Source organism: Anaerococcus sp. C0059F3, from assembly GCF_056590475.1.
The window spans coordinates 67037-89677 of the sequence record NZ_JBWPWE010000007.1; the positions used below are offsets into that span (position 1 = coordinate 67037).

At 36.3% G+C, this 22641-nt stretch carries 23 protein-coding genes; 20 read left to right on the forward strand and 3 right to left on the reverse strand.

Going from position 1 to position 22641, the window contains the following annotated elements:
* Together AC1EJ5_RS05890 and AC1EJ5_RS05895 are read right to left on the reverse strand one after the other, a co-directional pair.
* On the reverse strand, nt 1-315 hold the full coding sequence (locus tag AC1EJ5_RS05890; RefSeq protein ID WP_308748789.1) for a hypothetical protein: 315 nt from the start codon (nt 313-315) through the stop codon (nt 1-3).
* 60 nt (nt 316-375) lie between these two features.
* Entirely contained in the window at nt 376-1830 is a 1455-nt protein-coding gene (locus tag AC1EJ5_RS05895) for a carbon starvation CstA family protein (protein ID WP_308748790.1), read from the reverse strand.
* Nucleotides 1831-2098: 268 nt separating this feature from the next.
* Between AC1EJ5_RS05895 and AC1EJ5_RS05900 the strand changes: the two genes are divergently transcribed.
* From AC1EJ5_RS05900 to recA, 15 genes are all read left to right on the forward strand, one after another.
* Nucleotides 2099-2542, forward strand: coding sequence for a ribosome maturation factor RimP (locus AC1EJ5_RS05900; protein WP_223417605.1), 444 nt, complete (start codon nt 2099-2101; stop codon nt 2540-2542).
* An 11-nt stretch (nt 2543-2553) separates the two neighbouring features.
* A complete protein-coding gene (gene nusA, locus AC1EJ5_RS05905; RefSeq protein ID WP_223417604.1) occupies nt 2554-3765 on the forward strand; it encodes a transcription termination factor NusA in 1212 nt (403 codons plus the stop codon).
* A gap of 27 nt (nt 3766-3792) precedes the next feature.
* Nucleotides 3793-4059 (forward strand): RNase P modulator RnpM, encoded by a 267-nt coding sequence (gene rnpM / locus AC1EJ5_RS05910; protein ID WP_223417603.1) that lies wholly within the window; start codon nt 3793-3795, stop codon nt 4057-4059.
* A gap of 9 nt (nt 4060-4068) precedes the next feature.
* Nucleotides 4069-6210: a translation initiation factor IF-2 gene (gene infB / locus AC1EJ5_RS05915; protein ID WP_311480802.1), complete on the forward strand. Its 2142-nt coding sequence runs from the start codon at nt 4069-4071 to the stop codon at nt 6208-6210.
* The gene (gene rbfA / locus AC1EJ5_RS05920; RefSeq protein WP_311480801.1) at nt 6210-6593 is read left to right on the forward strand and encodes a 30S ribosome-binding factor RbfA; all 384 of its coding nucleotides are present in this window, start codon (nt 6210-6212) and stop codon (nt 6591-6593) included. The genes infB and rbfA overlap by 1 nt, the downstream gene beginning before the upstream one ends.
* Complete coding sequence (locus AC1EJ5_RS05925) at nt 6574-7545, forward strand: DHH family phosphoesterase (RefSeq protein WP_311487077.1); 972 nt, start codon at nt 6574-6576, stop codon at nt 7543-7545. Before rbfA ends, AC1EJ5_RS05925 begins: the two co-directional genes overlap by 20 nt.
* On the forward strand, nt 7538-8434 hold the full coding sequence (gene truB, locus AC1EJ5_RS05930; protein ID WP_479815151.1) for a tRNA pseudouridine(55) synthase TruB: 897 nt from the start codon (nt 7538-7540) through the stop codon (nt 8432-8434). The genes AC1EJ5_RS05925 and truB overlap by 8 nt, the downstream gene beginning before the upstream one ends.
* Nucleotides 8409-9353, forward strand: coding sequence for a bifunctional riboflavin kinase/FAD synthetase (locus AC1EJ5_RS05935; RefSeq protein WP_311487079.1), 945 nt, complete (start codon nt 8409-8411; stop codon nt 9351-9353). Before truB ends, AC1EJ5_RS05935 begins: the two co-directional genes overlap by 26 nt.
* Nucleotides 9354-9459: 106 nt before the next feature.
* Nucleotides 9460-9726, forward strand: coding sequence for a 30S ribosomal protein S15 (gene rpsO, locus AC1EJ5_RS05940; RefSeq protein WP_308748808.1), 267 nt, complete (start codon nt 9460-9462; stop codon nt 9724-9726).
* Between the two features lie 47 nt (nt 9727-9773).
* Complete coding sequence (locus AC1EJ5_RS05945; RefSeq protein WP_311480797.1) at nt 9774-11927, forward strand: polyribonucleotide nucleotidyltransferase; 2154 nt, start codon at nt 9774-9776, stop codon at nt 11925-11927.
* 439 nt (nt 11928-12366) lie between these two features.
* Nucleotides 12367-13734 (forward strand): YjiH family protein, encoded by a 1368-nt coding sequence (locus AC1EJ5_RS05950; RefSeq protein WP_311480796.1) that lies wholly within the window; start codon nt 12367-12369, stop codon nt 13732-13734.
* A 131-nt stretch (nt 13735-13865) separates the two neighbouring features.
* Entirely contained in the window at nt 13866-16160 is a 2295-nt protein-coding gene (locus tag AC1EJ5_RS05955) for a DNA translocase FtsK (protein ID WP_479815154.1), read from the forward strand.
* 9 nt (nt 16161-16169) lie between these two features.
* Nucleotides 16170-16700 (forward strand): CDP-diacylglycerol--glycerol-3-phosphate 3-phosphatidyltransferase, encoded by a 531-nt coding sequence (pgsA, locus tag AC1EJ5_RS05960; RefSeq protein WP_311480794.1) that lies wholly within the window; start codon nt 16170-16172, stop codon nt 16698-16700.
* A 16-nt stretch (nt 16701-16716) separates the two neighbouring features.
* Nucleotides 16717-17130, forward strand: a complete 414-nt coding sequence (locus AC1EJ5_RS05965) for a hypothetical protein (RefSeq protein ID WP_311480793.1) — start codon at nt 16717-16719, stop codon at nt 17128-17130.
* Nucleotides 17131-17188: 58 nt separating this feature from the next.
* Nucleotides 17189-18244, forward strand: a complete 1056-nt coding sequence (gene recA / locus AC1EJ5_RS05970) for a recombinase RecA (RefSeq protein ID WP_479815156.1) — start codon at nt 17189-17191, stop codon at nt 18242-18244.
* Between the two features lie 48 nt (nt 18245-18292).
* Here recA and AC1EJ5_RS05975 read toward each other — a convergent pair whose 3' ends face one another.
* Nucleotides 18293-19327 (reverse strand): DNA polymerase IV, encoded by a 1035-nt coding sequence (locus AC1EJ5_RS05975; RefSeq protein ID WP_479815158.1) that lies wholly within the window; start codon nt 19325-19327, stop codon nt 18293-18295.
* Nucleotides 19328-19397: 70 nt separating this feature from the next.
* Between AC1EJ5_RS05975 and AC1EJ5_RS05980 the strand changes: the two genes are divergently transcribed.
* From AC1EJ5_RS05980 to AC1EJ5_RS06000, 5 genes are read left to right on the forward strand one after another with little or no spacing between them, the layout of a single operon-like run.
* Nucleotides 19398-19643 carry an RNA-binding S4 domain-containing protein gene (locus AC1EJ5_RS05980; protein ID WP_223417583.1) on the forward strand — a complete coding sequence of 82 codons (246 nt, stop codon included), beginning with the start codon at nt 19398-19400 and terminating at the stop codon, nt 19641-19643.
* Complete coding sequence (locus AC1EJ5_RS05985) at nt 19636-20166, forward strand: FtsB family cell division protein (protein WP_479815160.1); 531 nt, start codon at nt 19636-19638, stop codon at nt 20164-20166. Before AC1EJ5_RS05980 ends, AC1EJ5_RS05985 begins: the two co-directional genes overlap by 8 nt.
* Nucleotides 20150-21514, forward strand: coding sequence for a tRNA lysidine(34) synthetase TilS (gene tilS / locus AC1EJ5_RS05990; RefSeq protein WP_479815162.1), 1365 nt, complete (start codon nt 20150-20152; stop codon nt 21512-21514). The genes AC1EJ5_RS05985 and tilS overlap by 17 nt, the downstream gene beginning before the upstream one ends.
* Nucleotides 21504-22073: a hypoxanthine phosphoribosyltransferase gene (gene hpt / locus AC1EJ5_RS05995; protein ID WP_223417580.1), complete on the forward strand. Its 570-nt coding sequence runs from the start codon at nt 21504-21506 to the stop codon at nt 22071-22073. Before tilS ends, hpt begins: the two co-directional genes overlap by 11 nt.
* 44 nt (nt 22074-22117) lie before the next feature.
* Nucleotides 22118-22609 (forward strand): DUF5673 domain-containing protein, encoded by a 492-nt coding sequence (locus tag AC1EJ5_RS06000; RefSeq protein WP_479815164.1) that lies wholly within the window; start codon nt 22118-22120, stop codon nt 22607-22609.
* Nucleotides 22610-22641 lie beyond the last annotated feature (32 nt).

The following is a 22641-nucleotide window of genomic DNA, read 5'->3' on the forward strand; positions in this document are numbered from 1 at the left end:
TTATCGCTCGATTGTGTTTATTTCATTTACTATATATAGTTTTTTAAAAGAACCAATGCCAAAGGCAGAAATTTCTATTTCTGTATGGTCTTTTACAAAGGAAAAGAAATTAGGATTGACGTAGATATCAATATCTGAATCTGAAAATTTCCTGTAGGCTTCCTTATTTCCAAGAAGTTTTGTAGAAACATCAAAATCCACAGTCCCTATTGTGCAGCAGGTTTCCTTGCTATCAAGGTCTGGATTTATAAAGATTTCCCTAATATTTTTCTTTATGATATAGTCTTTTGCTTTTTTACTTAATATAAATTTCATAGGTCCTCCTAGGATTATTATATTAAAAAAGAGTGGCCTAAGCCACCCTTTTTAAAAATCTTAGTCTAGAATTATAGATTCAATTCTTGCCTTGTTTTTCTTACCTAGTTGTAATACACAAACTATATATAAAACTGTGATTACTGCTGCAACTGGATAGGCAATTGTATATGGTTGTCTAAGTCCAATTGGGTCTGCATTTATAATAAATGAGAATACTACGAAGCAGTAGAATGCGCCTGGTATTAAGGTAATTAGGTAGTTTTTGTTGTTGTAAATTAGGTAAACTGTTGCAACTGCAAGGGCGAAGATTGCTACGAATTGGTTTGTAAATCCGAAGTATCTCCAAAGAATGCTAAATCCACCAGGATTTGTTTTTGCAAAGTATAGGATACCTGCTGCAGGAATGAATAATACTGCTGCAAGGATTGCTCTCTTGCTAGCGTTTCTTTGGTCGATGTTCATTTCTTCAGCAATGATTAGTCTTAGAGATCTGAATGCTGTATCACCTGATGTGATAGGAAGGGCGATTACACCGATGATGGCAAGTAGACCACCAACATTACCCATGAAGTATTTAGAAATATTACCAACCATGATTGTACCAGGAGTATCAAGAGCACTTTCTCCAGAAGAGAATAGGACCATAGCACCTGCTGCCCAAATCATAGCGATAAAACCTTCAGCGATCATTGTTGAGTAGAAAGTCATCCTTGCTTCTTTTTCAGATTTAACAGTTCTTGAAACAAGTGTTACTTGTGAACCGTGGAAACCTGATAGGATACCACAGGCAACTGTGATAAAGAATACTGGGATAAATTTTTGTCCACCTGGGTGTTCTGCTAGAAGACCTTGGCCTTCAAAAGCAAGGTGTCCACTGCCTTTTGTGCAGATACCGATTAAAACACCTATAGCTGAAATAATTAAGAATGCTCCAAAGATAGGGTAGATTCTACCGATTACCTTATCAATAGGCATTACAGTAGAAAGTATGTAGTAAGCAAAAATTACAGCATAGATAATCCAAATAACTGCACCTTCTGGGTCTTTTCCTAAAACGAATTTAGCGATTAAATCTCCAGGGGTATAAACGAATACAACACCTGTTAGAAGAAGTAATATTGCGATAACAACGTTATAAAATACTCTAACGCCGCCACCAAGATACTTACCAACAAGTTTTGGTACTTGGCTACCACCGTTTCTCATAGAGATAAATCCTGTCATAAAGTCGTGAACTGCACCTGCGATCACGCAACCAATTGGAATGGCGATAAATGCGATAGGGCCAAATAGGATACCTTGGATAGGTCCTAGGATTGGTCCTGTACCTGCTATGTTAAGTAGGTTTATAAGCCAGTTTTTGGTCTTGCTCATGACAACGAAGTCGACACCGTCGGCTTTTTTGACTGCTGGAGTTTCTCTATCGTCTGGTTCTAGTTGACTTTCAACATATTTAGAATAGAAAAATCCTCCGCCTAACAAAATTATAAGTCCAATAATAAATAGTGTCATTTTATCCTCCTTTATTTATTATCTTATCTCTATTATAAAATAATTCTAAAAATAAGGCAAGGATTATTTGTAAATTGTATGTAAATTTCAATACTGCAATCATTTTCATATATATTAGTTATAATTAAAATATAATACAAAAAATAGGAGAAGAATTAAAAACTATAAATTTTTAAAAAGATTGATATTTAATGATAAGAAAGTATAATGGAGTCAGTAAGAGTGGGGCGCAAATTCCACTTTTTTTTAATGTTAGGGGAGAATTGAGATGGATTTAATAGAAAAATTAAAAGATGCCTTAGAAGGCGAGATAGAAAATCTAGGCTACGAGCTTGTTGACCTTGAATTTATAGGCGGCAAAGACGGCCACAGATTGGTTTTCTATATTTATAATGAACAAGGTATTACAATTGATGACTGTGAGAGGGTTAGCGGATTTCTTGATACAAGGCTAGATGAATTAGACCTTATCAATACATCCTACTACCTAGAAGTATCCTCTCAAGACCTATCAAGACCACTTAAGACTGATAAGGACCTGCTTAGAAATAAAAACGAGCTTCTTAAGATTAAGCTTAAAAACGGAGACCTTATCCTAGCTAAGTTGAAAGATATCAAAGAAAATTCCATAATTTTTGCTAAAGAAGATGGCGAAGATATTGAAATAGAAAAATCAGATATCAAGGAAATAAAAATAGAGATAGTGTTCTAAAAGGAGATATTATGAACAAAGACTTTATGTTGGCCCTTGATGAGCTATGCAAGGATAAGAATGTAGAAAAAGACGTAATCCTTGACGCTCTAGAAAAGGCCCTTGTAAAAAGTTACCAAAAAAATTATGACAACCAAGAAAATGTTGATGTAGTAATCGACCATGAAACAGGAGAAATTGGGGTTTTTGCCCTCAAGGATGTTGTAGAACAAGTTGAAGATCCAATTAATCAAATTAGTCTAAAAGATGCTAAGGATGTTGACTCATCTCTAGCTGTTGGCGATACTGCAAGGATTAAACTTGTACCAAAAAACTTCGGCAGGGTGGCAGCTCAAACTGCTAGAAATATCGTAATCCAAAAGATAAGAGATGCTCAAAGAGAATCTTTATTTGGAGATTATCTAGACAGGGAAAATGAACTTATAACTGGTTCTATCCAAAGAGTTGATAAATACAATGTTTATGTAAACCTAGATAAGATTGAGGGCATTGTTCCTCTTAAGGAACAAGTTCCAACAGAATCCTATGTTCCAAATGAAAGAATGAAATTTTTAATCAAGGAAGTAAGAAATTCTGGCAAGGACCCACAAATTGTCCTATCAAGGTCTTCAGAAAATCTTGTAACCAGGCTTTTTGAACTAGAAGTGCCAGAAATAACTGATGGAGTTATAGAAATTTATTCTATTGCCAGAGAAGCAGGATCAAGGACAAAAATGGCTGTATTCTCTAATGATGACACCATAGATGCTGTTGGAGCTTGTATTGGATATAAGGGAGCTAGAGTTAATTCTATAGTTGACTCATTACAAGGTGAAAAGATTGATATAATCAATTATTCTAAAGATATAGAAGCTTTTATATCAAATGCCCTATCTCCTGCAGATATAATTGAAGTTTATGTCAATGAAAGAAACAAGCAATCACTTGTAGTTGTAGAAGATGACCAATTATCACTTGCCATTGGTAAGGAAGGTCAAAACGCAAGGCTTGCAGCAAGACTAACAGGCTGGAAAATCGACATCAAATCAAAATTAGAATTTGATAACCTAAGCCAGGAAGATATAGACGAAATTCTTTCAATAAACGAAGAAGAACTTCCAGTTGAAGAAGTAAGTGAAATTGAAGAAAATTCTGTAATAGAAGATGCAGATGAAGATAAAGATCAAGTAAGTGAAGAAATTTCTGAAAATGACGAAGAAGTTTCAGAAGAAGTTGATAAGTAGGAGCAAGCTTTCAGCAAGGAATAAAAAATGAAGAAAACTCGCAAAATACCACAAAGAAAATGTATTGTGTGTGGTTCGTTAAAAGATAAGGGAGACCTTTTGAGAATTGTCAAAAACAAAGAAGAGGGAATCCTAATAGATGAAAGTGGAAAGTTAAACGGAAGAGGCGCCTATGTATGCAAGGATGAATCTTGTATCAAGGGCCTTAAGAAATCAAATAAGCTAAACCAAGCCTTTAAAATGAAGATAGATGACGAAATTTATGAGGAGTTAGAAGCTTATGAAGTAAAATGAGGTGATTAGATGGCTGATAAAATAAGAGTATACGAATTAGCAAAAGAAAATGGCTTAGAATCTAAGGAAATGATCAAAATTCTTAATGACGAATTTAACCTAGGTATTAAGTCTCATATGTCTATGATAAGCGGTGAAAATCGCAAATTAATCAACGAATTCTTAAGCGAATTAAATGATGATTCTAGCAAAGAAGTTAGCGAAGAAGAAATAGTAGAAAAGCCTAAAGCAAAAGCAAAACAAGAGAAAAAAAGAGAGAAGAAAGTTGATTTAAAAACTTTTGACGACGAAGAAGAAGAAAAACCAGTTAAGAAGAATAGAAAAAAGAAGAATAAGAAGAGAAAATCAAAGAAGAGCAATAGGCAAGAGAAAAATATGAAAGCTAATAAAGAATCAAGAATAGAAATACCAGAAACTGTAAGTGTTAAGGCATTTGCAGACAAACTTGGAGAAAGCCCAAATTCAGTAATAGGAAAACTAATAGGTCTTGGCACAATGGCAGGACTCAATGACCAAATAGATTTTGATACAGCAAATCTAGTAGCAATGGACTTTGGAAAGGAAATCTTCCCAGAAGAAGCTTATGATGCCCTTGAAGAGCAATCATATGACCTAGACTACGAAGATAAGGAAGAAAACTTAATTGAAAGACCTCCTGTTGTATCAGTAATGGGTCACGTTGACCATGGTAAGACAAGTATACTAGATGCTATAAGAAATACTTCTGTAACACGTGGAGAAGCTGGCGGTATTACCCAACATATCGGTGCTTACACTGTAAATGTCAATGGAAAGACCATATCTTTCCTAGATACACCAGGCCACGAAGCCTTCACAGAAATGAGAATGAGGGGAGCTCAATCAACTGATATTGCAATCCTTGTTGTAGCTGCAGATGACGGTGTTATGCCACAAACAGTTGAGGCAATTAACCACGCTAAGGCAGCAGGCATTCCAATAATTGTAGCGATAAACAAGATGGATAAGGAAACAGCCGATCAAAATAGAGTAATGCAAGGCCTTATGGAATATGGTCTTGTTCCAGAAGAGTGGGGCGGAGATACCATAATGGTACCAGTGTCAGCACACACAGGAAATGGCATCCAAGACCTACTTGAAATGGTACTTTTGGTTGCAGAAGTTAGGGAACTTAAGGCAAATCCAAATAGAGATGCGGTTGGTCTAATAATTGAAGCCCAACTTGATAAGTCAAGAGGTCCGGTTGCGACTGTTCTTGTACAAAAAGGTACCCTACGCCAAGGCGATTATGTAGTTACAGGTTCTGCTTCAGGTAGGATTAGGGCTATGTTTGACTCAAAGGGTAAGCCAATCAAAAAGGCAGGTCCTTCTATCCCAGCTCAAATCCTAGGTCTATCAGACGTTGCAGAAGCTGGAGATAAGATTTATGCTGTTAAGGATGAAAAAGTTGCTCGTGAATATGCAGACAGGGCAGCAGAATTCAAACGTGAAGAAAGATTAATTGCTAAGGCTAATACAAATCTTGAAGATATGTATTCAGACATCCAAGAAGGTGAATTAAAAGAACTTAACATCATTGTTAAGACTGACGTTAAGGGAACTGTTGATGCTGTAAGCACTTCACTTACAAAATTATCTAACGAAGAAGTTAAGGTATCAGTAATTGCTGGTGCTGTTGGTGGTATCACAGAATCAGACGTTCTTTTAGCCCAAGCATCAAACGCCATTATAATCGGCTTTAATGTAAGACCTACCCAAGGAGCTATGGAAAGAGCCAAGGATAATAATATAGAAATCAGGACCTACAGCGTAATCTACGAGGCAATCGAAGATGTATCAAAGGCTATAGTAGGTATGCTTGATCCAGAATTTAAGGAAAATGTCCTAGGTAGGGCAGAAGTTAGAGATACCTTCAAGATTCCAGGTGCAGGCACAATCGCAGGTGTTATGGTAACAACAGGTCTTGTAACAAGAAAAGCAAAAATCAGACTTCTTAGAGATAACGTAGTTATTTTTGACGGTGAAATTTCATCAATGAAGAGATTTAAGGATGACGCTTCAAAATTACAAGCAGGTTTCGAGGGCGGAATCGGACTTGAAAGATACAACGACATTAAGGTAGGCGACGTAATGGAGGCCTACGAAATGGTTGAAACAGAAAGAAGTTTATAATGAATAAAAAAAGAACAGCTAGGATTTCATCCGAGGTCAAAAGGGAAATTTCCAAGATAATTATGGATGACCTAAATGACCCAAGATTATCCACAGAAGCCATGGTATCAGTTACAGATGTAGAAGTTACCAACGACTTATCCTATGCTGACGTTTATATTTCAGTCCTTGGAGATAATAATACTAAGGATGAAGTAATGGAAGCTTTAAACCAAGCTAAGGGTTATATAAAAATCCTAATTGGTGAGAGGATGAGATTAAGGTCCATGCCAGAATTTCGTTTCAAATTCGACAATTCTATAGAACATGGGGCTTATATGGATAAATTAATAGCAGAAACAATCGCAAAGGATAAAAAAGCAAATGAAGCTAGAGAAGATTAGTAAAGAGCATTTAGATAAGTTTTTAGCAATGGTTGATGAGGCAGAAACCATCGCCATAGCCAGCCACGTAAATCCAGATGGGGACAATATTGGTTCATCCCTTGGATTAAGAAGGTCATTAGAAAAATATGGCAAAAAAGTTGAAGTAATCGCCATTGACACAATTGATGATTATTTACAATTTTTGCCAGAACTTGACCACTACAAGGAAGCAAGCCTTGAAAAGTACGATTTGTTTATAATCGTAGATTGTTCAGAATTTGATAGGATAGGCAAGGCAACAGAAATTGCGAGAAGGTCTGATAAAACTATAGTTATCGACCACCATGTTGGGGGTAAGATTAACTGCGACTTGAACATGATTTATGAAACATCTCCTGCAACCTGTGAACTTGTTTATGAAATAATTGATAGGCTCAACCTACCAATGGATAAGACAATCGGCACCCTTTTATTTACAGGCCTATGCACAGACACAGGTAGGTTTATGTATTCAAATGTGTCAGAATACACATTTAGAGCTGCTGGAAAACTTATTTCAAGCGGCATAGATTATGAAGATATTTACAAAAACCTCTACCAATCTCAACCAGTAGCTGTAATGAAGTTTCACAACGAAATCATATCTAAGGCTGAATTTTTTGACAAAAAGGCCTTTGCAGTTGCAAGTAAAGATCAAGTAGCAAAATACGGCGTACAAATGGGAGACGCTGAGTCTATTGTAAATAAACTTAGGGATCTTAGGGAAGTAAACGTGTCTATGATTGTAAAAGAATATGACGACGGAGAATACAAGGTTTCTATGAGAAGTAAAACAGCAGATGTATCTGCAGTAGCTAGAGCAAATGGCGGTGGTGGCCACATCAAGGCGAGCGGTTATTCAATCTTTGATGACAGCCTAGAGGCTGCATGCGAGAAGGCCCTTGCTGTTCTAAAGGAAATAGATGCTTAAGGGAATCCTTAACGTAAATAAAGAAAAAGGCATATCTTCAGCCAGGGTAGTCAGCCTTGTAAGGCGTGCTCTTAATATGAAAAAAGTCGGTCACACTGGGACTCTTGACCTTGAAGCAAGTGGAGTTTTGCCAATTGTTATTGGCAAGGCCACCAGGGTTTCCGACTACATGATGACCAAGGATAAGGTCTATGAAACAGAATTAATCCTTGGGGCAAAGACAGATACTCTTGACGCTGCGGGAGAGATTATCGAAAAATCTGACAAAGAAGTCACTAGGGAAGAATTTCTACAAGCCATGAAGACTTTCAAGGGAGAGATATACCAAATCCCTCCCATGTATTCTGCCCTCAAAGTTAATGGCAAAAAACTCTATGATCTGGCCCGTGAAGGCATTGAAATCGAGAGAAAAAAGCGAAAGGTCAATATCTATGACATTGAACTTTTAGACTTTGCCTTTCCAAAAGCCACAATTAGGGTCACTTGCTCTAAGGGAACTTATATCAGAACCTTAGTTGACGATTTAGGTGAAAAACTCGGCAGTCTTGCTTATGTAAACGAGCTAGCAAGAGTGAGGGTTGGGGATTTTGATATAAAAGACGCTATAAAAAGCGAAGACCTTTTAGAAATTCCAAAGGAAGAATTAATTAAAAAACTCTACCCAATTGACACTGCCCTTAAGGATTTTGACAAGATTATCCTTGATAGAAAATATTTGGATAATTTAGTAAATGGCCAGATAGTAGAAGTAGATAAAACTTATGGTAAAATTATAAGAGTTTATGCCGGAGATGATTTTATCGGACTAGGAAATAATTTTAGTCAAGATGGCAAAAATTTCTTAAAAATGGAGAAAGTGTTTTATGAAAGATCAGATAAGAATATATGATTTGAATAGCGACCTACCAGATTTGGAAAAAAAGGTAGTGACTTTGGGATATTTTGACGGAGTCCACCTAGGTCACCAAAAGTTAATGAAAAGAAATGTTGACTTATCTAAAAAATACGGACTCACTCCATCAATCCTACTTTTTAAGGAAAATACTTCTACAACTGTAAAGGATGAAAAACGCTACTTATCAAGCCTTGAGGATAAGGTTGAAATCCTATCCCAGCTTGGAATTAAAACTTTTTGTCTGGTTAATTTTGACGAAAACTTTATGAAGCTATCCCCAAAGGACTTTATAAAGACAATAATTGCTGAAAAATTAAATGCAAAGATAATTATAGTTGGAGACGACTATCGATTTGGCTACAAGGCAAGCGGAAATGTGGATACACTTAGAGAATATGAAGATATTTTTGCCTACAAAACTGATGTCGTTGATTTTGAAATGGAAGATGATCATGAAAAAATTTCCTCAGGCCATATAAGGGATATGGTAAGAGACGGAGAAATTGCTAGGGCTAATAAATACCTTGGCAGGCCTTATAAAATGCGTGGCAAGGTTATTCATGGGAAACAAAGGGGAAGACTACTTAATTTTCCTACAGCCAACCTTGAGCCAAGCTTTCCTTATGTCATGCCTAGAGATGGGGTTTATTTGACTATCACAAATATAAGGGGCGAAAATTATTACGGCCTTACAAATATTGGTTCTAACCCAACTTTCGAAGAAGGCGACGATAAGAAAATCGAGACCTTTATCTTTGATTTCAACCAGTCAATTTATGGTGAAAATATAAGTGTAGAATACATTGAGTTTTTAAGACCAGACTATAAATTCAATTCGGCAGAAGAATTAATTGCCCAGATGGATAAGGATAAGGAAAATGGTCTTAAATATATTGAAAATAACCTTAAATGATTTGGCAAAACAATATTTGGGGTGTATAATAAATGAGGTAGCTTTGCTAGGTATATGAAACCTCGACTAATACATGGCAAAAGCTGAATAAATTATTACGGAGGAAATTATGAACAAAGTAGAAAAACAAGAAATAATCAAAGAATACCAATTAGATGAGAAAGATTCTGGTTCACCAGAAGTACAAATCGCTATCCTTTCAAAGAGAATAGCTGACTTAACTGAACACTTAAAATCAAATACAAAAGACCACTCTTCTAGACGTGGATTATACAAGATGATCAGACGTAGAAGAGGTATGCTTAACTATCTAAGAGATAATGATATTGATAGATATAGATCAATTATCGAAAGACTTGGACTAAGAGGTTAATTTTTTGGCGGGGATTTTCCCGCCTTATTTTATATATAGGAGAGATAATGATCAAAAATTACAAATACACTTCAAAAAACGGATATGACTTTGAGGTAACTATCGGCAAGTATGCTGAGCAAGCCAACGGTGCCTGCTTTATTCAAAGTGGGGACACAAGCCTATTAGTAACTGCAGTTGCTAGTGAAAAGCCAAGAGAGGGAATAGATTTCTTCCCACTTATTTGCGATTTCCAAGAAAAACTTTATGCAGTTGGTAAGATTCCAGGAGGTTTCCTAAGGAGAGAAGGCAAGGCAAGCGACGAAGCAACCCTTATTTCTAGACAAATGGATAGACCTCTTAGACCACTTTTCCCAGAAAATTATTACAATGACGTGCAAGTTATAGCAACAGTCCTATCAATGGATCACGACCACCTTCCAGACCCACTAACAACTATAGGTGCATCAATAGCCCTAGGTATTTCTGACATCCCATTCAATGGTCCTGTTGGAGCTTGTATGGTAGGTAAGGTTGACGGCAAACTTGTTATAAATCCAAACGAAGAAGACAGGAAAAAATCAGACCTTCACCTTACTGTAGCAGGTAAGAAGGGCGCTATTAACATGGTAGAAGCTGGAGCAAATGAGCTTGATGAAAGCGAAATGCTTGAAGCAATGCTACTTGCCCTTGATGAAATAGGTGATATTTCTGACTTTATCCAAACAATTATAGATGATATTGGCCTTCCTAAAAAAGAAGTTGAAGCTCACGAAGAAACTGAGCTTGATAGGCTAATTTCAGAATCTTTTGAAGAAGAAATCAAATCTTCAATTAGGACAACAGACAAGACTGAAAGAGAAGATAACATCTTTAGAATTGAAGAAGAAGCCAAGGAAAAATTCCTAACTGATTTCCCAGAAACAGAAGATGAAATCCACAGAAGAATTGACGACATCATGAAAAAAGAAGTCAGAAGGATGATTTCTATTGATAAAATCAGACCTGATGGTAGGGCTATGACAGAAATAAGACCACTTTCTGCAGAAGCTGGCGTTCTTCCAAGAGTTCACGGTTCTGGTCTATTCCAAAGAGGACAAACCCAAGTATTATCAATTGTAACCCTTGGTTCTCCAGCTGATAGCCAATTAATTGACGGACTTAATATCGAAGATGTAGAAAAAAGATATATGCACCAATACAATTTCCCACCATTCTGTGTAGGAGATGTTAGACCATTAAGAGGACCAGGCAGACGTGAAATCGGCCACGGCCACCTTGCTGAAAGAGCCCTTGTACCTGTACTTCCAGATGAAAAAGACTTCCCTTACACAATCAGAGTTGTATCTGAAGTTTTATCTTCAAATGGTTCAAGCTCTCAAGCTTCAATTTGTGGTTCAACCCTATCTTTAATGGATGCAGGTGTTCCAATTAAAAAACCAGTTGCAGGTATAGCTATGGGTCTAATCAAGGAAGACGACTCAATTTCTATCCTAACAGACATCCAAGGTCTTGAAGACCACCTAGGAGATATGGACTTTAAGGTAGCGGGAACACGTGATGGTATAACAGCCCTACAAATGGATATGAAAATATCAGGTATCACAGAAGAAGTCCTAAGACAATCTCTTGCAGATGCTAAAGACGCTAGATTTAGAATCTTAGATGTAATCGAATCTGCAATTGATGCACCAAGAGAAGAATTATCTGACTATGCACCAAGACTTTATACAATCGACATTGACCCAGAAAAGGTAAGAGATGTTATTGGTTCTGGTGGAAAGAACATCAATAAAATTATAGATGCCACAGGTGTTAAAATCGAAACAGAAGACGACGGCCACATCACAGTTGCATCTAATGACGGTGCTAGCGGAAAGAAAGCTATTGAAATGATCAAGGCTATAGTTACTGATCCAAAACCAGGAGATGTTTTTGAAGGTACAGTTGTAAGACTTATGAACTTTGGTGCCTTTGTTGAAATTGCAATCGGCAAGGAAGGTCTCCTTCACATTAGCCAAATCGCTCACCACAGGGTAAATAAGGTAGAAGATGAGCTAAAAGTTGGAGATAAGGTTAAGGTTCAAGTAACTGAAATCGACAGACAAGGAAGGATAAACCTTTCAAGAAAGGCCCTACTAGAAAAACCTGAAAAAGAGCAAAGACCAGAAAAGGCTGAAGCATGGCCAGTAGATGAGTCTCCATATAGAAAAGATAAATAAAAATTTGAAAACTGCCATAGGTAACTTTGGCAGTTTTTTTGTGGGTGAATTTCCCTAAATGACTTTTCTTGTTATTTTTTATAATATATTATGCTAGAAACCATACAATTATTGTTGCAGAAATATCAAAGATATGATAATATAAAATATATAAGAAATCGTTATTTTATTTGACGAAATAAGGAAAAGGAGGGAAAATCCATATCTTTTTAGGCAAAGGAGAAGATTGGGAAAAGGTAGACATAGTTTTGTATTGATAAATTTTATTTTACTTAAAAATTAATTTGTTTTTACAAGCTAAAAACTTTGCTTAAGATCAGAATCGGACCAACCTTATACAATTTTAAAAGTCTTCATTAATCGTTGGGTAAAATTCTGATATAGTTAATCGAACAAATGCTCAAAAAAATTGAGCGCTAGTTAAATTAAGAGGTTAAAAATGACAGTAAAAAAAGAAAAAATCACAGCGGCAAGGGTTATGAAGTTTGTAATCCCATCAGCTATCGGTGTTCTCTTACTTATGACACCTTTTAAAACAGCTGACGGCGGATCAACTGTAGCAGTTTCAGTAATTTCAAAATTTTTAAACCAAGCTATTAACTCAGTTATACCAATTCACATAATAGCTTTGGCTTGTATTACAATTTCAACTCTACTTGCAATTTTATACACAATTTCAAAACCAGACTTTATTGAAAAATCACCAATCCTAAAGGAAGTATCAAACATCACTCCTTTCTGGCTATTTGCAAGGATTGCTGGTCTTATAATTGGCTATATGACAGCCTTTAAACTTGGTCCAGAAATGATTTGGTCAGAAAATACAGGTGGACTAATCTTATATGACCTTATCGGTGGACTTTTGACAATATTCTTAGTAGCAGGTTTTATCCTACCATTCCTAACAGAGTTTGGTATCCTAGAATTTGTTGGTATCTTTTTATCAAAGGTTATGAGACCAGTATTTGAACTTCCAGGACGTTCGGCAGTAGACTGTTTAGCTTCATGGATAGGTGATGGTACCATCGGTGTTGCCCTCACAGCAAAACAATATGAAGAAGGAAACTACACCGAAAAAGAAGCTTCAATCATATCTACAACCTTCTCAGCAGTATCAATTACTTTCTGTATGGTTGTTTTATCAAATGTAAATATGGTTGACAGATTCGGTACTTTCTACCTAATTGTTGGTATTTCAGGAATCGTTGCAGCATTAATCGTGCCAAGAATCCCACCTCTATCTCGTAAAAAAGATGTGAGATTAAAAGAACCTGAAAATCCACACGAAGAAATTGTTCCAGAAGGCTTTACAAGAGTTGAATGGGCAACTCAACTAGCTGTACTTAAGGCAGAAAAGAACTTAGATGTTAAAAACTTCCTAATAAATGGTCGTGACACTGTCCTAAGCCTATGGTTAGGTGTAACTCCAGTTATAATGGCAGCAGGTACACTTGCTCTTGTATTATCTGAATCAACTCCAATCTTCACATGGTTAGGTATGCCATTTTTACCAATCCTAAACCTACTTCAAGTGCCAGAAGCAGCTGAAGCTAGTAAAACAATGGTAGTTGGTTTTGCGGACATGGTTGTTCCATCAATACTCGCAGCAGACAGAATTACTTCAGAATTTACCCAATTCGTAGTAGCTGCAGTATCTGTAACCCAGCTTATATACATGTCAGAAACAGGAGCAGTTATCCTAGGTTCTACAATCCCAGTTGACCTAAAAGATATCTTCATCCTTTTCCTAGAAAGAACTCTAATTACTCTTCCAGTAATAGTAATTCTAACTCACTTATTATTCTAAAATAAATTTATGCGCCAGCCTAGCTGGTGCATTTTTTTATGAGAAAATTTCCCTTAAAAGCTTTTATCCTAATAAAATTTATATGGTTTATTTTTAAGTTTTTTACCATATAATATAGGGGAGAGGTGTATATGACAAATAGGAATTCTGGGAGAATTAGAAAAAAGTCTAACACGAAGTCTCCCAACAAAAGTAAGCAAAAAAAATTTAGGGAAAGATCCTTTGACATCAAGACTTTTTCTATGGTGGTCATGGTCGCATCTGTCCTAATATTTATTTTTATTTTATCATCAAGCACTGGCCTTATCGGCGATGCCTTGGCGAGATTTTTTGAAGGTCTTTTCGGCAAGTTAAACTTGGCTTTTCCAATCATTTTATTTGCAAGTTTTTATTTAGTTTATAGGGAAAAGTTCAGGGAAAATCTAAGCCGAATGCTTTTAATTTATGGAATTTATTTTTTGACTTTGGCTATTTTGTCCAAGGACTATATCAGAAATGAACTTGCCTGGTCGGTTGAATATTCAGCCTTTAAGGGAAGTCTTGGTGGAGGTTGGTTTGGAGGTCTAGTTGGCTTTTATGTCCTAAATTTCATCGGACACGTCGGCCTTTATATCCTTTATGCCACTTTGATTGGATCCTTTATTATAAATGTAAGTCCTTATACCTATAAGGAATTTTTCCTAAAATTAAGGGATGGACTAATTATTATGGGTCTTGGGATCAAGCACTTAAGCCAAAAGGCCATGGCAAAAATAAGTAAAAAATTAGAGGAATCTAAGGCTAGAAAGTTAGAAAATGATAGAAAATCTGAAAAAATTCCAAGCCTTAAGATAAACAATCCTAAATCTGACAATTCTCCTCGAAGGGCAGTAAAGAAAAGATCTGCCAAAATAGAGGAAGATAAGGAATTTATTGAAAGTAAAGTAAACAGTCAAGATGAAAAGCTAATTAGGGACTACAAGTCAAAACAAGTTGAATTTGCAGACCTAAACGAAGATTTAAAAAGAGAATTTGCCAACTATTCTTATCCTCCAGTGAGCCTTCTAAAGGACATAAATGCTGACGGGGGGATTGATAATGACGAAATAAGAGAGAAGGCAGAAATCATTGAGGAAACCTTAGAATCTTTCGGAATCGAAGGCAAAATCGTTCAAATAGACGTGGGACCAACTGTCACCTGCTATGAGCTAAAACCAGCTAGGGGTGTGAAGGTATCAAAGATTGTAAACCTCGCTGACGACCTATCCCTAAGCCTTGCCACATCTGGAATCAGGATAGAAGCGCCAATTCCAGGCAAATCCCATGTTGGTATAGAAGTTGCCAACGACAAAAAAGAAGTCGTAGGCTTTAAGGAAATTATTTCATCAACTAAGTTTATCAAGACAAGATACGCCATTCCATTCGCTATGGGTAAGTCAATTTCTGGTGAACCAATTATTTCAGCTATAGAAAAGATGCCCCACCTATTGGTATCTGGAGCGACAGGCTCTGGTAAGTCAGTTTGTATCAACACAATTATCATGTCGATTTTATACAAGCATAGCCCAGATGAGGTTAAACTCCTATTGATAGACCCAAAAGTCGTTGAGCTTTCGGTTTATAATGGGATTCCACATTTGATAATGCCTGTTATAACCGATCCTAAAAAGGCATCGTCTTCACTATTTTGGGCGATCTCTGAGATGGAAAAAAGGTATAAACTCTTTGAAGAAAACCATGTTAGGGACATCAAGGGATATAAAAAAGCGGCTGAAACTGATGATTCTATGGAAAACCTACCATACATCGTGGTAATCGTAGACGAGTTATCAGACCTAATGATGACTGCAGCAAGTGAAGTAGAAGACTATATCACAAGGCTTGCTCAAAAATCTAGGGCTTGTGGTATCCATTTGATAATAGCAACCCAAAGACCAACTGTAGACGTAATTACAGGTACAATTAAGGCAAATATCCCATCAAGGATATCTTTTGCTGTAACAAGCCAGATAGATTCAAGGACAATTTTGGATATGCAGGGTGCAGAGAAACTCCTTGGCAAGGGCGATATGCTCTATGCTTCTTCAGATTCTATGAAACCTGTGAGAATCCAAGGGGCCTTTGTCTCAGATGAAGAAGTTTTAAGTGTAGTAGAATATATAAAAGGAAATAGTGAAACTAATTACAACGAAGAAGCCATCGAAAAGGTCGAAGAAAATGTCACAGCAGATCTTGAAGATGAGGACGAATTGTTGGATGAGGCAATCAAGGTGATAGTGGCTGACCAAACAGCTTCTGTATCTATGCTTCAAAGAAAATTAAAAATCGGCTATGCCAGGGCTGGAAGGATTATTGATCAGCTAGAGCAAAAGGGCCTAGTCGGCGGCTATGAGGGCAGCAAACCTCGTAAGGTCCTTGTTGATAGGACATATTTTGAAGATTTATAGGAGATAAAGATGAATATAGCTAATAAAGTTACAATGGTAAGACTTGTCATGATTCCAATCTTTGTCATAGCTTTTTATTTCTATGGCACAAGTTACAATATAGCAGCAATTCTTTTTATGGTTGCATCTCTTACAGATGCCCTTGACGGTCACCTTGCTAGGAGCAGGAATTTAATTACAAATTTTGGTAAGTTTGTAGACCCACTTGTGGATAAGGTCCTTACTATGGCAGCCTTTATTGTCCTAGTTGAAGCAAATGTAATTCCAGCTTGGGCAGTTATAATAATTATTTCAAGAGAACTTATTATTACAGGTTTTAGGACACTTGCAGCTGATATGGGTATTACTATAGCAGCATCTATGTGGGGTAAGGCAAAGACTACAAGTCAGATGATTTCCCTAGTTTTGCTCCTACTTCACAACGATGTCTTAAATAATTTTGGTATCTATGTATTTTACCTAGCGGTTATTTTAACAGTTATTTCAGGACTTGATTATATTATTAAAAATAAAAAAGTTTTGGATTTAGAAAATATTTAAAAAATTTGGAGAAAATATGACAGATGAAAAAGGCAAGAAATTAATAATAACAGAGCTAATCCTCTTGGTATTCCAAGCCCTTGCTGCTTTTTTTGGTGATTTTATCCACCAGAGATTTATGTCTGATGGTGCGACTATTACCATAAAAAGATTTAATTTCGTGTCACCAATGACTTGGGGCTATGGGAATTTCTTTCCTGTTTTGTTTTTAGCTTCCATCCTAGTGGCGGGGATAATCATGCTAAAAGCCCACAGGAAAGCTGCCTATATGGAAGATAAGTTAAGTTCTAACATAGTTATCTTTGGTGGCCTCTTATTTTTGATGGTGCCCCTTATGATAAATGTCCAACAGATTAATCTTGGACTTATCCTTATGGTGGTAGTACAATTTGTAATCTTTGCCATGAATATGGTTAGGACAAGAAATTAGACTTTATTAAAAAAAGGTATATAATAGTAGTAAGACATTAAGTGTATAAGGAGTGTATATGGACGCAAATAAGAAAAAGGCCCTTGACCAGGCTTTTAAGCAGATAGAAAAGAAGTATGGCAAAGGTTCAATTATGAAGATGGGTGAGGCCCCAAGGGTGGCTATAGATGCTATTCCTACAGGAGCAGTCAACCTTGATATTGCCCTAGGTATAGGTGGACTCCCAAGGGGTAGGGTCATTGAGATTTATGGACCAGAATCATCTGGTAAGACAACTCTAGCCCTCCACGTTATAGCAGAAGCCCAAAAACTTGGGGATACATGTGCCTTTGTGGACGCTGAACACGCCCTTGATGCAGAGTATGCAGGTAACCTTGGAGTTAATATCGACGAATTAATTCTTTCCCAACCAGACACTGGTGAGGCAGGACTTGATATTGCAGAAAGCCTTGTAAGAAGTGGGGCTGTTGGTCTTATCGTAATCGACTCTGTTGCAGCCCTTGTACCAAAGGCTGAAATTGAAGGGGAGATGGGAGATAGCCACATGGGTCTACAAGCCAGACTTATGAGCCAAGCCCTTAGGAGACTTACAGGTATAATTGCCAAGTCAAATACAACAGTTATCTTTATCAACCAATTAAGGGAAAAAATCGGGGTTATGTTTGGAAATCCAGAGACAACCACAGGTGGACGTGCCCTTAAGTTCTATTCTTCAGTAAGACTTGATATTAGAAGGATTAAGACCATTACCGAAGGAGATAACTCAATTGGTTCAAGAACTAGGGTTAAAATTGTTAAAAACAAGGTAGCCCCACCATTTAAGATAGTTGAATTTGACATCATGTATGGAAAGGGAATCTCAAAGGCAGGTGTACTTCTAGATACAGCTGTAGACCTTGATATTGTTGAAAAAGCTGGATCCTGGTATTCCTATGGCGATGAAAAACTTGGCCAAGGTAGGGAAAATGTAAAGACCATGCTTGAAGAAGATGCTGAACTTGCTAGACAAATCGACGAAAAAGTAAGGGCAGCCTTCAAAAAAGACCTCGCACCAATCGAGGAAGAAGATAGCGAAGAAGAAGCGACACAAGAATCAATCTTAGATCAAGAATAAACTAAAACCCGTAAGTATTAGTATAATTAATACTTGCGGGTTATTTTTTTACAAAAAAGTCAGTTGGTTTACATCCCTAGCCGATAGGTTTGATAGGGAAATGCCTATAAGCCTGATGTATTCGCCCTTAAAGGCCTCGTCTAAGAGATTTACTGCTTCCTCATAGATGTCATCCGCCTGGAAAATTGGCTCTTGGAGGGTGATGGACCTAGTTTGGTTTTTAAAATATTCATCCTTTAATTTTATGGAAACTGTCTTGGCTTGGATGTCTTTTTTTATCATTTCAATTTCAATAAGGTCAGAAATTCTTCTCAAATATTCTTTTAGGACTTTGGCGTCATTAGTATTTTGCCTAAAGGTTCTTTCCTTGCCAATAGACTTCCTATCCCTAGTTGGGTTTACTGGCCTATGATCAATTCCTCTAATTACATCGTAAATATAATCTCCACCCTTGCCGAAAAGGCTTTCTAAAAATATCCTATCTAGTTTTAAAAGGTCAGAAACCTTATAAATCCCAATCCTGTTTAGTTTCTCAGTTGCACGCCTACCTATGCCGTGGACCTTATAAACAGGTAGGTCTGGAAGGATTTGGTTAACGTCATCCTTGCCTATGTATTTAATTCCGTAGGGCTTGTTCCAATCAGAAGCAAGTTTTGCTAGAAATTTATTGTAGGAAATACCTATTGAAATTGGAATTTGGGTCTTAGCTAGGATTTCTTCTTGGAGATTCTTGGCAAAAGTCAAAGGATCGTCAAGTTCTGCTTCTATGTAGGCCTCATCTATTGAAACCTGTTCGAAAAGTCTAGCGTGGGTCTTTACCAGGTCAAAAACCTCTTGAGATTTCTCCTTATAATAAGGGTGGTCAACCTTAACGAGGATTAGGTTTGGACATAGGTCTCTTGCAATGAAAACAGGCATGGCAGAATGGATGCCGTATTTTCTTGCCTCATAATTAGCTGTTGTAATAATTGACTTATTAGTAAGCCCACCCACAGCCATGGGTCTTTTTTTAAGTTTTGGATTTCTGATTTCTTCGCAGGATGCATAGAAGGCATCGCAGTCGATGTGGAGGATGTATTTCATAAGAACACTATACTAATAATCGTAAATTTGGCTAAATTGCATAATAGTCCAATAAAAGTAAAGTTAGAGTATGAGAGTAGATAAATTTTTAAAAAATTCAAGAATTATAAAAAGACGACAAGTTGCCAAGGAAGCTTGTGAAAACGAGCGTGTAAAGATAAATGACAAGGTCGCCAAGCCAGGATCTGAAGTTGAAAAAGGTGATATTATCGAGATTACCTTTGGTAAATCAGTCCTAAAAGTCAGGGTCCTTGACCTAATCGAAGGCGCCAAAAAAACTACAGCAGACGGAATGTATGAGGTAATAGATGGCTAAAAATAGAAGAAGGGCGAGGAAAGATTCCTACCTTTCTAAAAGAAAACAAAAAAATAAAAGATTTTTAAGGGTTGCTGCAGGACTTGTAATTGTAGCAAGCTTGGGCTTTTTCTACCTTAATTCTGCTATGAATAAGGAACATGCAGATATGAATAAGGATATCATTTCAGGTCAAAAAAAGCTTGAGGACATCAAAACTGAGATAGACGAGCTTAAGAATGATTATGAGATGAGAAACACTGATCAATTTAAGGAAAAAGTTGCAAAAGAAAAACTTGGCATGGTGAAAAAAGGCGAGGAAGATAAGGGTGAAAAAGAAGAAAATTCTGTAATTAAGCCTGTAAATCCTAAGCAAACAGACCAAGAAAATCCTGATAGCGGTGCCAACCAGGCCACTAACGAAAATGATCAGGCAAATCCAAATGATAATCAAAACCCAAACCCAAATGATAATCAAAACAACCAGTCAAATCCAAATGCAAACCAAGGAGAAAATCCAGAGACAAATGAAAATGGAAGATAGGATTTACAAGACCCTTGTTGAAAATAAATTAATTAGCAGGGGGGATACTGTAATTGTTGGCGCCAGTGGAGGACCTGACAGCCAGTTTATGATTTATATCCTAGAAAAAATTAGAAAAGAATTGGGTTTTGATATGGTCCTTGCCCACCTAAACCATCTTCATAGGATAGAAGCAGATAAGGACGAAGACTTAGTAAGGAAAACTGCTGAAAAACTCGGCTTGGATTTTTTTTCTAGGTCCAGGTCCATGGATGATTTAGCAAGTAAGCTAAAAATATCACCAGAAGATGCAGGTCGCCGCCTTCGCTATGAGTTTTTTGGTGATTTAGCGAAAAAATACCCTACAAGTAAAATTGCTGTGGCCCACAACAAGGACGACCAGGCTGAAACTGTCCTTATGAGAATAATCAGGGGAACTGGTCTTGATGGTCTTAGGGCTATGGATTATAGGACAGGAAATATTATTAGGCCTATTTTAGATATAAAAAAGAAAGAAATTTTAGAATATTTAGATGAAAATAATATTTCCTATGCCATAGACCACACAAATTTTGAAAACGATTATACAAGAAATAAGGTAAGACTAGATATAATCCCAATCCTTGAAGAAATAAATCCAAATGTGATTGATTCGGTTTTTTCTTTGTCAGCCTTGGCCAAGGATGACCTAAAAATATTAGATAAAATAGTAGATGAAAAATTTAAGGAAATGGCAAGAATAAGCCAGGGCGAAATTTCTTTTGATAAGGAAAAGTTTGACCAAGAAGATCCTGCCATTTTAAGAAGAATCCTAAGAAAATCTGTGGAAATCCTAAAGGGACAAATCAAAGACTTGTCAAAAGAAAATCTTGATGATTTTTTAAAAATAAAAGATTTAGAGACCGGCAAGGTCCTTATAAAAGATGACCTAAGCCTAAGAAAATCTTATGATTCCTATATTTTAGAAGAAATTACAAAGAAGGAAAAAAATCTAATTGAAAAATATTTAGGAGACCAAGAGACCATTTTTTATAATGGATTTTATATAAAAACAAGTATAATTAATAGTGATAAATACGAAAAAGATAAAAATGTAGGGTATTTTGACTATGACCTTTTGGATTTTCCTCTAAAGGTGAGGACAAGATGTCCTGGTGACAGGTTTGTGCCTCTGGGCCATAAGAGCGAAAAAAAGCTCAAAGATTTTTTATCCGACCAAAAAATTGACAGGAAAAGGCGAGATGAACTTCCTCTGATCTTGTCAAAGGATAAAATAATTTGGCTAGCTCCTTTGAGGATAAGTGACGAATTCAAGGTCACAGGTGCTACAAAAAAAATACTAAAAATCGAGGTTTATGATGAAAATTGACAAAGATAATCTTATTGAAAAAGTCTTAATAGACGAAGAAAGTCTTAATCTAAAGATTAAACAATTAGCAAAGACTTTAAACAACTACTATGCCGACAAGGACGAGCTAATTTTAGTTTGCATCCTCAAGGGTTCTGTGATGTTTATGGCAGAACTTGCTAAGTATTTGAATGTTGAAACAAAGATGGAGTTTATGTCAGTTTCATCTTATGAAGACAATACCTATTCTTCAGGTAATGTAAAAATCTTAATGGACCTTGATATAGATATAAAAGATAAGGAAGTTTTGATTGTAGAAGACATCATTGATACTGGTTTTACCCTAAAGAAAATTAAGGAAACTCTTCTAAAAAGAGAACCAAAAGACCTTAAGATAATTACCCTTCTTGATAAACCAGAAAGACGTGAAGTTGAAATCAAACCTGACTTTACAGGCTTTAAGATTCCAAATGAATATGTGGTAGGTTTTGGTCTTGACTACAATCAATTATATAGGAACCTCAATTATATAGGTGTAGTAAAAAGATCAGTTTATGAAGATATAGAAGAGATGAAATAGGTCAGTAGACCTATTTTATTTGCTAAGATAAAAGGGAGAGAAAAATGCAAGGATTTGACAAAATTATACTTATCTTATATGGGGCAATTACAGTATTCTTTATCTATAGGCTTTTTAAACAAGCCAAAGATAAGAAATTGTTAGGAGAAAATGCTCAAAGCTTTAAAAAACCAATTTCATCTATGGAAATGATTTTATTTTCAATTCTTTTGGTAGTTGGTGGGGTAAACTTTTTTAATGGTTATAAATTAAACGATAAAAATTCCATGATGACAGCTGTTGTTATGGTAGTTTTGGCTTTTGTTTTTATGATTTTTTCCCTCAGCAAATTATATATAGCTGAAGAAGGCATGCTTCTAAATTCCGGCTTTGTAAGCTTCAAAGAACTCAAAAAATGGGGCTTTGATACCAATAGAGGTGAGCTTGTAATGGCTATAAAGAAAGACAAGAACACTACTCGTGAGACTGTAAAAGTTAGAAAAGAAGACATAGCAGAGATAAATGACCTTATAAGAAAGTACAAACTAGGCAAATAAGCTTGAAAAAATAGCCCTTTAACCGTATCATA